We start from the raw sequence: 11723 nt of genomic DNA, 5'->3' as shown, positions 1-11723 counted from the left end.
CCAGCTGCACCGTGTCTGGGCTGACCAACGGAGTGACCTACACCTTCACCGTCAAGGCCACCAATGCAGTGGGCACCAGTGGTGCCTCAGCATCGGCCAGCGCCACACCCCAAGGGGTTCCCGACGCCCCCACGGGCCTGACAGCGGTGGTGGGCAGCGGCGCTGTGACGCTGTCCTGGACAGCGCCAGCGAACAATGGCGGCAGCGTCATACAAAGCTACCAAGTCACAGGCACGCCCGCAGGTGGCGGAGCCACGGTAAGCTGCCCTGCCCCGGTCACGGCCACCAGCTGCACAGTGTCTGGGTTGACCAACGGCGTGACCTACACCTTCACCGTCAAGGCCACCAACGCAGTGGGCACCAGCGGCGCTTCAGCGTCGGTTAGTGCCACTCCCCAGATGTGGAGCCAATCCGGTTTGCAGTTGCCTGGCGGGGGTAGCGCCAATGTGCAAATTGGTACTCCACCCGGCTGCACGGTCGCGTCAGCGCAGTTCAATATCACGGTACCTGCTGGCGCACCCGCAGGGGCTAACTTTCCGAAAGGAGTGTTTCGGTTCACTGCGTCTGGCTGTACCAACGCCACCTTGTCGGTGCGCATTGACTATCCTGCTGGATCGATCACCGGGCTGCAGCCCTACAAATATGGCCCTGCCACCAGGGGCGCCGCCGCATCATGGTTTACCCACGGTACGGTGAGCGGTGATTCAGTCACCTACACCGTAGTGGACAACGGCATCGGTGACAACGACACGCAGTTAGGTGCCATTGCAGACCCGTTTGCGATGGTGTCGTTGGCCGCTGCGCCGTCTGGAGCCGCATCCATTCCTACGCTGAGCGAGTGGGGGATGATTGTGTTGTCGCTGTTTATGGGGGCTTTGGGGCTGGGCACCCTGCGGCGCAGAAACATGGTGTGAACCCTCGTACAAGGGCCACAGTCTCTGTGGTCTGCTTGTATTCGCTAGCCCCCTGGCTCGGCTGTGGCCTCAAGCCTTCTTCAAAAACTCCGACTTCAGCAGCATGCTGCCCAGGTCGGTCTTGCAGTCCACGTTGTGGCCGTCGGCGCCATCGACCAGGCGGATGCTCTTGATCTTGGTGCCCTTCTTGAGCGTGGACGACGAGCCCTTGACCTTGAGGTCTTTCACCAGGATCACCGCGTCGCCATCGGCCAGGGGGTTGCCATTCGCATCGCGCACCACGCCGTCGCCTGCTTCTGCGGCATCGGACTCGGCAGCGTCCGCCACCTGGGGCCACTCAAAGGCGCAGTCGGGGCACACGTAGTTGCTGCCGTCGGGGTAGGTGTTCTCCAGGCCGCATTGGGGGCAGGCGGGAATGGTGTGGGGCATGTTTTTCTTTCTGGTTGTTGTAGTGACAAGGGCTGGCGACTGTACAGCGGCTACAGCGGCGCACGTTGTTCCAGCGCAAACGGCGGCAGGCCTTTGAGCAGGCGCTGGCCATAGCTGGTGCGCGTCAGGCGCTTGTCGTAGCAGTACACATGCGCCATGTCTTCTTCGGTGCGAATCGCGCGGCCCACCCATTGCGCGAGGCGGATGGCCGTGGCAGGCACCACCAGCTCGCTGAAGGGGTCGCGGCCCACGGCGCGCAGCCATTCGGCGCGGGCCTCGCCCACGGGGTCGTCGGGTGGAGCAAACGGCAGCTTGGTGATGAACACCGACTCGCACAGCCGCCCCGGCAAATCCAGCCCCTCGCCAAACGACTGCATGCCGAAGATGACCGAGGGCTCGCCGTTGTCCACACGCTCGCGGTGGCGGCGCAGCAACTGCGTGCGTGGCAGCGCGTTCTGCACCAGCACCACGCTGCGCATGGCGGTGGGCAGCGCATCCACTGCCTGGCGCATTTGCTCGCGCGAGGTGAACAGCACCAGCGCGCCGTATTCCACACGGGCAATGTCGTGCAGCAGCGCATCGACCATCTCGGTGGTGAACTGCGCGGCGTTCTTGGGGTCGGCGCGCGTCTCAGCGGCAATCAGCGTGCCCTGCGCGGCGTAGTTGAAGGGGCTGGGTACCTCCAGCGTGGTGGTCGCCTCGTCGCCATGCAGGCCTGCCTCGCGCAAGAAGAAATCAAAGTGCCCGCAACTGGTGAGCGTGGCCGATGTGAGCACCGCACCGCGCACTGCACTCCACAGGTGGTTGCGCAGCGTGGTGCCGGGCAGGATGGGGCTGGCGTGCGCCTTGACTACGATGAAGTCGCCATCCACCTCCAGCGTGAACCATTTGGCGGCGGGCACCGCACCTTCGGGCGCATCCTGCAGCAGCAGTTGCGCAGTGGCGTGCAGCTCTTCCAGGCGCGGGGCCAGCATGCCGATCTGTGCGTACAGCGTGGACAGGCGCTTTGCCTCGTCCGGCTTGTCGCGCATCTCGGCGCGTAAGGCCTTGCTGATGGCGCGCAGGGCGTCGAGGAAGCCCTCGGCGCTGGCGGCCAGCAGGCCCAAGGGCGCAATCAACGGCTCGGGCAACTCGCCGCGTGGCACACGCACGCGCGCCGGGCCCCAGGCGCTGGGCTGGCTCTTGAGCTGGGCGCCGTACATGTCCATCACGATGCGCGCCAGGTCCTGTAGTGTCTGCCGCAACTGGGCCGAGTGTTTGGGGATGTCGGCAATCTCTTCGACCTCTAGCAGCGCGCCAATGCGCAGGCCCCGGCTGGCAAGACGCTCAATCCAGGTGATGCGCGACAGGTCCATGCTGCACGCAAACTGGTCGAGTGCTGTGGCGGGCAGGTGGTGGGCTTCGTCCAGCACCAGCAGGCAGTTGTCCAGTTCGGGCAGCACGCGCGCGCCCAGGGATGACAGCAGCAAATCGTGGTTGGCCACAATCACCTGCGCACCCACCAGCTCCTTGCGCTTGTCGTAGTAGGTGCACTGGCTGAAGGCCGGGCAGTGTTTGCCCGTGCACGACGCACCTTCGGCCGCCACGGGGCTCCACACCTCGGGCTCGGGCGGCGTGTCCAGGCTGTCGCGGTCGCCATCCCATGCGCCTTTCGACAGCGTCTGCGCCATCGTGGAATAGAACTGGATGCGCGCCTCGGTCTCGTGCCGGGGGCGCTTGGCGCGGGCGGCGGCTTCTTCCTCCGCAAACAGGTCGTCTTCGCCCTCCTCCTCCGCCTCGCCCGTGCCCGCCAGGCGGTCGAGCTTGAGCTTGCACACATAGCGCCCGCGCCCTTTGGCCAGCGCAAATTTGAAGGGCTGCGGCAGCAGCGCGGCCAGCGCGGGCAGGTCTTTGTTGACCAACTGCTCCTGCAGCGCCACCGTGGCCGTAGAGATCAACACCCGCGTGCCCCGCGCCAGCGCCAGCGCAATGGCGGGTGCGCAATACGCCAGCGACTTGCCCACCCCCGTGCCCGCCTGGATGACGGCGATGGACCGCGTGGGCGCGGCCTCGCCACTTTCTTCATCCACCTTGCCCAGCGTGGCGCTGCTGAACGTGCGCGCCACCTGCTCGGCCATCAGCCGCTGGCCAGTGCGGCTGCGAAAACCTGCGGTGGCCTGCACCACCGCATCAAATGCTTCCAGGGCCTGCGCGGCCCAAACCTGTTGAGACATACAGTAGTGTCGCATGCTCCAGACGGCCTGGCCGCCGCAACCCCTTGGCCGCACAATCTGCGCACAACGACAACAAAAAAGGGGGATGCGATGCGAGGAAGAACGGCGCAGGTTGCAGGCCTTGGCCTGCACGGGGCCATGTCGTGGCAGCAAGCCTTGGTGCGATGGCTGGGCTGGGCGGTGCTGGTGGTGTGCCTGGTGGCCAGTGAGGGAGCCAGGGCGCAAACCAAGACCTCGCCAGCGATGGCGCAGGCAGACACAACCCAGGAACGCCAGCGCCTGCTCACGCAGCAAGTGTTGCCCACCGACCCGGCACGGTTTGCCTGGGGGCGCGCCGCCGAGGCTGTGGGCCAGGGCGCGGATGCGATTCATCTGCGGCTGGCCTTGGCGGACGATTGGCTGCGGGCACTGGAAGGTGCGCCAGCGCCCGCTGCGAGCAGCATCGAAGCCGCCATCGCCCATGGCCGAGAGCTGGACCCGTACTTTCTGGAGCGCCGCGCCCGGGCCGTGTGGCCCGCCATCCTGCAGGCGCAGCAGCTGCGGGCCGAATGGGATCGTGATGGCCTTGACGTACCCCGCCCCCCCGAGCTGGATGCGCTGGGGACCGAGCTGGTGCAGGAAGGGCCGGGTTTGTGGGTGCGGCGGGCGCCGGATGGGCGGCCCCGGGGGCTGTACCTGTGGCTGGGGGTGCGCAACAGTCTGGCCGAACCCCTGCCCCTGCCGGAGTTCGCGCTACAGCTCGGCCGCCCCGGCCTGCAGCCAGCAGCGCCGCTGATGCAATGCGCGCTGCCCCGCTACAGCACGCGCCCGCTGGTGCCGCCGCAAACCACCCAGTACTACCTGTGCAGTGCGGTCGAGGGCGGCTACGGACTGCCACCTGCTGGTGTCAGCTGGCTGGCGCAGATGGGGCAATGGTTCAGCCAAGGGGCGGCGCTGCAGACCATCATTCCCCAGCACGACCAGGCCCTGTCGCGCACCGCGCGCATCCTTGTGCAGGTGGACAACCCGGCGGTGGACGACTTCCTGCGCGGCGCCCGCGAATCCACCGAGAAGCAGCAACAACTGCAAAAAGAAAGGGCCCAGGTGGCGGCCGCAGCGGCCAAGAAGGCCCGTGACGCCACGCCAGCGCGCAGCTCTGGCGAGTCGCTGCCGCTTTGGCTCAAGCGGCTGGCGTTCCTGGGCGGGGTGGTGGGCGCATTGGTGCTTTATGGCCTGCTCGCCCACCACTTCAGCGTGGCGGTGGCGTCCGGGGTGCTGTGGGTGGGCCTGGCCATTCCGAGCGCGATCTACTTGCGTTCGATCTGGACCATGGGCGGGATCGACGGCTGGGGCAAGCTCGCAGCGATCATCATGTCCGGGGCCGCCATCGCGGCGCCTTTTGCGTGCACGCTCGCCGCGTACACGGTCTACAAGCTGGTGGTGAGCGAGCGGGCGCGCCGCAAGGCGATCCTCTTCTTGCTCGGCGTCATCGTGTTCATCTTGCTCCATGCGCTGGAGCGGTGGCTGTTCTGGTGACAGCAGGCTCCGCATGCCCGTAGCAGCGCAGGGCCTGGGCCTACAGCGCGGGCGGCTAGCGGCGCGTGAACACGACCCAGCCCCAGCCGTAGCCCGGCAGCGGACCCGACGCCAAGATGGAGCAGGCCTGCCGCGATGTGAAACGTGGACTGCAGGACCCCGACTGGGGACCTCCGGCCGACAAGGCCTGCCAGGAGCAGAAGCGGTATTTGCTATTAATTTTGTAGCTATTAGCGCTTGAGGGATAAGCGCTAGGGGGCAATTTTTATCAGTTTGACGGCACCCGCGCCGCCGTGAACGCGCTCGGAGTCGACCAGCAGTCCATCCGTGCAGAAGATGGCGGCGGTGAAGGGCGGGCGAGGTGTCTGCATGGAAATATGATGCCTGTAAAAACCACTGCTTCAGTCCATCCGAGAAAACATGGAAACCACGACGCGATTCACGCTGGTCTGCAAGAACGATACCGATGCCGACGCACTGCATGCGGTTTTCAGCACTCCCGATGGTGCTGGGCTTGAAGCGGCAGTCAGGGCCTTCTTTGCGGCCCGCAAGCTCACCATTCACCCTTCGGACTACCTGGGCTTCGACCGCTACGAGCGTTCGGGCCTGGTGATCGACGCGGCCTTCATCTCTGGCTCTGCCGATGTTGGTGATTTCATCAAGCCCTTGTCCAAGGTGTGCCATGCGTTGCACGCCGAGCTGGTGGACGACGAGGTCGCTCACAAGCTTGAATACGGCTTCATCGACGGCAAGAAAAAGCCACCCGCCGATGTGGTGGCACTCATGAAGACCCTGGCCCTGACCGCTCAGCTTGGCCGGGTGGGAAAGATCATTGAGGCTGCCGAGCGCGAGCAGAACGACCCGACCTATGCCTTTATCCGCGCCATCGGGTTCTCGAAGAACCAGGCCACCGTACAGGCCCTGCTGGAGAAGGGGGCCGACCCCAACAGCAAGTTCTCTTCCGGCTACTCCTGCCTGAACAAGGCCATCACCGACAAGCGCGTGAAGGTCGTGCAGCTCATGCTGGAGCATGGCGCTGACCCCAACATGCTTCACCAGGGCTATCCCAACCTGTACGAGGCCTGTCGGTTCTCTGCACCCAAGATCGTGGACCTGCTGCTGCAGCACGGTGCCGACCCCGATGGACGCGCCAAGCGCACCTCGGAAAGCTACCCCATCGAGATCGCCATCTACTACCACCAAGCCAAGATCGTGCAGTCGCTCCTGGACAAGGGGGCCACAACACGCGGCCTGCCCAAGCTGGCCAATTTGCTGGAGCTCACGGCCCGCTCGTTCGACGCCATGTACGAGAACCTGGACGGCAAGCTCGCTATCCTGAAACTGCTGGTGCGCGACCCGGCGTGGAAGGCCGAACTCGTGCAACGCCGTGACCGGCTGACCGGAATGCTCCAGCAGTCGTTCGCTGCCTACAAGTACCAGACGCCCAAGGACCGCAAGGACTTCGACGACATCCTGGCTTTCATGGCGGCTGCCTGAAGAAATAATGCGGGCTCAGCCGCGCTGCTGCAGCGCCCGCTCGATCCGGTCGCGCCGCACGGTGGTCTTGGGCACCTTGAACGGGAACCACGTGCGCACGTCTTCTTCCAGCCCAATGCCGTGCATGTAGTTGTAGATGGCCTTCTTGAGCGCGCTGCCCAGCGCGTCGTGGTCCACGCCGGTGGGGTCGATGAAGGCCACGTCGTTCTTGGCAAAGTCGCCCGGCGGCAGCGGCGCCAGCGTCACGCCGTATTCCTCGGGGTTCTTGCCGACGGGTGAATGCACGGTGCAGGCAAAGCGGTGAAAGAAGCCGCTCTGGATGCAGCCATTGGCAAACAACTGCCGCACGTATTCGAGCGCATCCACGGTGTCCTGCACCGTCTGGGTGGGAAAGCCGTACATCAGGTACGCATGCACCAGGATGCCCGCGTCGGTGAACGCCCGCGTCACCCGCGCCACCTGGTCCACCGACACGCCTTTTTTCATGAGCGTGAGCAGCCGGTCTGATGCGACTTCGAGCCCGCCCGAGATCGCAATGCAGCCGCTGTCGGCCAGCAGCTCGGCCAGGTCGGGGGTGAAGGTTTTTTCAAACCGCACATTGCCCCACCAGCTGATGCCCGCGTTGCGCGCGATCAGCTCGGTGGCCAGCGCCTTGAGCGCCTTGGGCGGCGCGGCTTCGTCCACAAAGTGAAAACCCGTCTGCCCCGTCTCGCGCACGATCTGCTCGATGCGGTCGGCCAGCACGGCGGCGCTGGCGCCTTCGTAGCGGCTGATGTAGTCCAGGCTCACGTCGCAAAAGCTGCACTTCTTCCAGTAGCAGCCGTGCGCCACCGTCAGCTTGTTCCAGCGCCCGTCGCTCCACAGCCGGTGCATAGGGTTGAGCATGTCCAAAAGCGACAGGTAGCGGTCCAGCGGCAGGCCGTCCCAGGTGGGCGTGCCCACCTCGGCAAAGGCGATGTCGGCTTCCATCATGTTGATGTACTGCACCACGCCATCGCCACCTTCTCCATCGTTGCGCACGAAGGTGCGCACCAAGCGCTGGCGCCCGCGCTCGCCACGCAGGTGTTCCAGCAGAGCCAGCAATGGGCGTTCGCCCGCGTCCAGCGTCACGTAGTCAAAGAAGTCAAACACGCGCGGGTCGGCCAGCTCGCGCAGTTCGGTGTTCACAAAGCCGCCGCCCAGCACGGTGGCGATGTGCGGGTGCCGCGCCTTGATGGCCTGGGCAATGCGGAACGCCGCATACACCGAGCCGGGGAATGGCACCGACAGCAGCACTACATCGGGCCGGTGCCGTTCGATAGCCTCGTTCGTTAGCTGGAGCAGCAGATCATCGACCAGTGTGTGCGGCGCAGCGAGTGCGTTGGCCAGTGGGTCAAACGTGGGCTGGCTGCCCGCCAGCGATTCGGCATAACGCACAAACTCAAAGCGCTCGTCCACCGCATCGCGCAGCACATCGGCCAGGTCGTTCAGATACAGCGTGGCCAGGTGCTTGGCCTTGTCCGTGAGGCCCAGCGCACCAAAAGCCCAGCCCAGCGGGTCGCCGCCTTCGTCATCCACGTACACATCCAGCGATGCAAAGCGCGGGCCCTCGGGCAGGTAGTTGCGGCCCACGATGCGGTGCGCCAGCGTGCTGTCGCGGCCTTGCAAAAACGCAATGGCGGGGCCGATGGTGGCGAGGTAGCGGTCCTTTTGCGCCGCAAAACTCTGCACGGCGGGGCTTTGTTTTTTGGCGGGCAGCGCATCCACCTGGGCGGCCACCTCGCGCAGCCCTTCGGATGAGAGCAAGCGCAACACCAGCGCCAGTGCCAGGTCCTCCTGGAACGCCGTCACGCCGCGCGAGCGCAGAAAGCCGGTGAGGTAGGCGGTGGAGGGGTATGGCGTGTTCAGCTGCGTCATCGGGGGGATGACGGAGAGCACGCGTTGCGGTGAGGCGGGAGGGGCGACGGCAGACATGGTGGGGAAAAGCAATTGGGCGATGCGGTGCCGCCGCGGGGATCGTGGAAGCCCCCGATTATCCCGGCCCGGCTTTATCCCTGGTGGGCGGGGGGCGCAGGCGGCACCGCAGCCGAATCGGGTGTGCCCGCCAGATAGTTATTCTTCACCCGTACATAGTGCTCGGCCGAATACTTGAGGTACGCGATCTCTGCATCGGTCAGCGCACGCTGGCGCACCGCCGGGCGGCCGATGTAGAGGTAGCCGCTTTCCAGCACCTTGCCGGGCGAGACCAGGCTGCCTGCGCCCAGCATCACGCGGTCTTCGATCACCGCGTCGTCCATCACGATGGAGCCCATGCCGATGAGGCATTCGTTGCCGATGCGGCAGCCGTGCAGGATGACCGAGTGGCCCACCGTCACGTAGTCGCCAATCACCAGCGGTGATCCTTCGGGCTTGGCGGCGTTGCGGTGCGATACATGGCCCATGGTCAGGTCCTGCACGTTGCTGCAGCGGCCCACGGTGATGCGGTTCACGTCACCGCGCAGCACCGCGTTGCACCACACGGAGCTGTCGTCACCGAGGGTGACGTCACCGATGACTTGTGCGCTGGCGTGGATGAAAACGTTGGAGCCCAGCGTGGGGGCGGTATCGAGGTAGGGAGACAAGGGCATGGTGCAGATGCAGCAAGGGCAAAACCTTGAAGCGTAGTGCAAATGGGGTGGGCCCTCAGCCCGCATGGGGCGATATGGACTGTGGCGGGGCGCGTCCTGTGGTCACAGCCTGCGTGCCAACGCGCCCACCACGCGCGCCGCCGCACGCATCTCCCCCTCGCTGTACCCCGCATACCCCAGCAGCCAGCCTTTGCGCGCTGACTGCATAGCGTAGCGCGACAGCGGCGCCAGCATCACGCCAGCGGTCAGTGCGTTGCGGCTCAGGGTTTCGTCGTCGGTGCCTGTGGCCGCCTCGTGCAACAGGTGCATGCCTCGGTCGCTGGGCTGCAGTTGCCAGGCGCCATCGCTGGCGTCAGCCAGCGCATCAATCAGCACCCGCTGGCGTGCCTGGTACAGCTCGCGCATCTGCCGCAGGTGGCGCAGCAAGTGGCCTTCGGCAATGAAGCGCGCCAGCACCGCCTGTGTGTCGCCAGGCGCGTGCCGGTCGGTGATGGCGCGGGCCATGGCAAAGGCTTCCACCAGCGCAGGTGGCACCACCACAAAACCCAGGCGCAGGCCGGGGTGCAGCGTCTTGCTGAAGGTGCCCACGTACAGCACCCGCTCCGAGCCCGGCAGGCTGCACAGGGCGGGTACTCGCTGGGCAGCGCCGCCGTATTGAAACTCGCCGTCGTAGTCGTCTTCCACCACCCAGGCATCGTGCGTGCGCGCCCATTGCAGCAGGGCCTGGCGGCGCGGCAAATCCATGCACACGCCGGTGGGGAACTGGTGCGTGGGCGTGACCACGGCCATGCACGCAGCGGGCCACTGGGCCGCACCTTCGTCGATGCGCAGGCCCTGTGCATCCAGCGCCACGGGCCGCGCCAGCACGCCGTGGCCCAGCAGGCTGGCGCGGATGCCGGGGTAGCCGGGGTCTTCCACCAGCACTTCATCGCCCACATCCAGCAGCAGCCGCGCTATCAGGTCGATACCCTGCTGTGAGCCCGAGCACACCACCACCTGCGCCGCATCGCAGCGGATGCCGCGCGAGGCCCAGAGCCACTGGGCCACGGCGCTGCGCAGGTCGGGGTTGCCAGCCGGGTCGAGGTACTGGGCCTGGTCGCTGCGCTGGCGCGTGCTGGCTTGCCGTGCCAGGCGGTCCCACAGCGCAAACGGAAACGTGTCCACCTCGGGCGCGCCAATGCGAAACGCGCGTGCCGCCACATGCGATGGGCGCCAGCGGGCAGCCGTCTCGGCAATGAGCTGCCCGCGCCGCGACAGCCCACGCGGCGGCGCGACCAGCCCTTGTGTGGGCGGTGTGTCTGCGGCCTGCGATACATAGGTGCCGTCGCCCACGCGTGCCACCACATAGCCCTCGGCCTGCAGCCGCTGCACGGCCCACAGCACGGTGTTGCGCGACACGCCCAGGCTGGCCGCATGCTCGCGCGAAGGCGGCAGGCGCGTGCCTGCCCGCAGGCTGCCCTGCTCAATGGCGCAGCGCAGTTGGTCGTACACCTGCTGGCGCAACTGATGCAGCTGGCCGAGGTGCCTGCTCTGGGTGGCCGTGGTCTGGCGATTGGCTCCGGCAACTGGCATGAATTGGCCCCTTCCAAACGCCTGTGTGGTCATAAACTGAAGAACCATTTTAGAAACCCGTGAAGGAACACTGACCCATGGCCGAGCACACCGCCACCATCACCTGGTCCCGTGGCAGCGACGACTTTCTGGACAAGCGCTACCACCGCGCCCACACCTGGCAGTTTGATGGCGGCGCCACCGTGGCCGCATCGTCATCGCCCCATGTGGTGCCGCTGCCCTATTCCGACGCGGCAGCGGTAGACCCGGAAGAGGCCTACATCGCCGCGCTGTCGAGCTGCCACATGCTGTGGTTCATGGACTTTGCCAGCCGCGCGGGCTTTCGGCTCAACAGCTACACCGACGCGGCTGTGGGCACCATGGCCAAGAACGCACAGGGCCAGATTGCCGTCACCCACGTGCAGTTGCGCCCCGTCACGCGCTTTGACGCGGCTCACGCGCCCACTGCCGCACAGCTCGCCGACCTGCACCACCGTGCCCATGCGGCTTGTTTTCTGGCCAACTCGGTCAAGACGCAGATCGACTGCGCGCCCGTGCTGGAAGTGGAAGGGGGCTGACATGGCCAACGCCAACCGGCAGTTTCAGGTGACGGACCCGGCCGTGCTGCATGCGCTGGTGCGCGCGCAGCCGCTGGCCACGCTGGTCATCGCCCATGACGGAGCGCTGCACGCCAACCACATCCCGCTGTATCTGGACCCCACGCGTGGCCCGAATGGCTCGCTCATCGGCCATGTGGCGCGCGCCAACACGCTGTGGCCGCTGCTGCCCCAGCAGGCCGTGGCGGTGTTCCACGGCCCGCAGGCCTACGTGTCGCCCTCGTGGTACCCGTCCAAGGCCCTGGACGGCAAGCAGGTGCCCACCTGGAACTACGCCACCGTGCACGCCCACGGCGCTCTGAGCGCGTTCGACGACCCGGTGCGCCTGCGCGCCATCCTGCACACCCTGAGCGAGCAGCACGAGGCCCACCGCCCCGACCC

General features: G+C 66.2%; 10 protein-coding genes. 5 read left to right on the top strand and 5 right to left on the bottom strand.

Annotated features, from left to right (window positions below; all coding sequences use genetic code 11):
* Positions 1-914: IPTL-CTERM sorting domain-containing protein (locus tag DBR12_RS11030; protein ID WP_146185515.1), on the top strand; the 914-nt coding region annotated here is incomplete at its 5' end.
* Between the two features lie 69 nt (positions 915-983).
* Here the strand turns inward: DBR12_RS11030 and DBR12_RS11025 are convergent.
* Together DBR12_RS11025 and dinG are read right to left on the bottom strand one after the other, a co-directional pair.
* Positions 984-1343: a zinc ribbon domain-containing protein YjdM gene (locus DBR12_RS11025; protein WP_108617283.1), complete on the bottom strand. Its 360-nt coding sequence runs from the start codon at positions 1341-1343 to the stop codon at positions 984-986.
* 50 nt (positions 1344-1393) lie between these two features.
* On the bottom strand, positions 1394-3556 hold the full coding sequence (dinG, locus tag DBR12_RS11020; RefSeq protein WP_108617282.1) for an ATP-dependent DNA helicase DinG: 2163 nt from the start codon (positions 3554-3556) through the stop codon (positions 1394-1396).
* A 138-nt stretch (positions 3557-3694) separates the two neighbouring features.
* Between dinG and DBR12_RS11015 the strand changes: the two genes are divergently transcribed.
* On the top strand, positions 3695-5071 hold the full coding sequence (locus tag DBR12_RS11015) for a hypothetical protein (RefSeq protein ID WP_233244393.1): 1377 nt from the start codon (positions 3695-3697) through the stop codon (positions 5069-5071).
* Between the two features lie 420 nt (positions 5072-5491).
* Complete coding sequence (locus DBR12_RS11010) at positions 5492-6568, top strand: ankyrin repeat domain-containing protein (RefSeq protein WP_108617281.1); 1077 nt, start codon at positions 5492-5494, stop codon at positions 6566-6568.
* A 15-nt stretch (positions 6569-6583) separates the two neighbouring features.
* Here DBR12_RS11010 and DBR12_RS11005 read toward each other — a convergent pair whose 3' ends face one another.
* The 3 genes from DBR12_RS11005 to DBR12_RS10995 form a co-directional block, all read right to left on the bottom strand.
* Positions 6584-8464: a radical SAM protein gene (locus DBR12_RS11005; RefSeq protein ID WP_108617280.1), complete on the bottom strand. Its 1881-nt coding sequence runs from the start codon at positions 8462-8464 to the stop codon at positions 6584-6586.
* Positions 8465-8595: 131 nt separating this feature from the next.
* Positions 8596-9174 (bottom strand): gamma carbonic anhydrase family protein, encoded by a 579-nt coding sequence (locus DBR12_RS11000; RefSeq protein WP_108617279.1) that lies wholly within the window; start codon positions 9172-9174, stop codon positions 8596-8598.
* Positions 9175-9276: 102 nt separating this feature from the next.
* Entirely contained in the window at positions 9277-10746 is a 1470-nt protein-coding gene (locus DBR12_RS10995) for a PLP-dependent aminotransferase family protein (protein ID WP_108617284.1), read from the bottom strand.
* 77 nt (positions 10747-10823) lie between these two features.
* Here DBR12_RS10995 and DBR12_RS10990 point away from each other — a divergent pair, with 77 nt between their 5' ends.
* Together DBR12_RS10990 and DBR12_RS10985 are read left to right on the top strand one after the other, a co-directional pair.
* Complete coding sequence (locus DBR12_RS10990) at positions 10824-11303, top strand: OsmC family protein (RefSeq protein ID WP_108617278.1); 480 nt, start codon at positions 10824-10826, stop codon at positions 11301-11303.
* A gap of 1 nt (position 11304) precedes the next feature.
* The coding region (locus DBR12_RS10985; RefSeq protein ID WP_108617277.1) for an FMN-binding negative transcriptional regulator at positions 11305-11723 on the top strand (419 nt) is incomplete at its 3' end.

It is taken from the genome of Acidovorax sp. HMWF029, assembly GCF_003060895.1.
GTDB lineage: Bacteria > Pseudomonadota > Gammaproteobacteria > Burkholderiales > Burkholderiaceae_C > Acidovorax.
The sequence above is the reverse complement of the archived record's forward strand: the minus strand, read 5'-3'. Positions and strand labels throughout refer to the sequence as shown.

Coding starts and splice junctions, on each gene's coding strand:
- DBR12_RS10995 (WP_108617284.1), bottom strand. CDS start 10,746: ATGCCAGTTGCCGGAGCCAATCGCCAGACCACGGCCACCCAGAGCAGG.
- DBR12_RS11010 (WP_108617281.1), top strand. CDS start 5,492: ATGGAAACCACGACGCGATTCACGCTGGTCTGCAAGAACGATACCGAT.
- DBR12_RS10990 (WP_108617278.1), top strand. CDS start 10,824: ATGGCCGAGCACACCGCCACCATCACCTGGTCCCGTGGCAGCGACGAC.
- DBR12_RS11000 (WP_108617279.1), bottom strand. CDS start 9,174: ATGCCCTTGTCTCCCTACCTCGATACCGCCCCCACGCTGGGCTCCAAC.
- DBR12_RS11015 (WP_233244393.1), top strand. CDS start 3,695: ATGTCGTGGCAGCAAGCCTTGGTGCGATGGCTGGGCTGGGCGGTGCTG.
- DBR12_RS11025 (WP_108617283.1), bottom strand. CDS start 1,343: ATGCCCCACACCATTCCCGCCTGCCCCCAATGCGGCCTGGAGAACACC.
- dinG (WP_108617282.1), bottom strand. CDS start 3,556: ATGTCTCAACAGGTTTGGGCCGCGCAGGCCCTGGAAGCATTTGATGCG.
- DBR12_RS11005 (WP_108617280.1), bottom strand. CDS start 8,464: ATGACGCAGCTGAACACGCCATACCCCTCCACCGCCTACCTCACCGGC.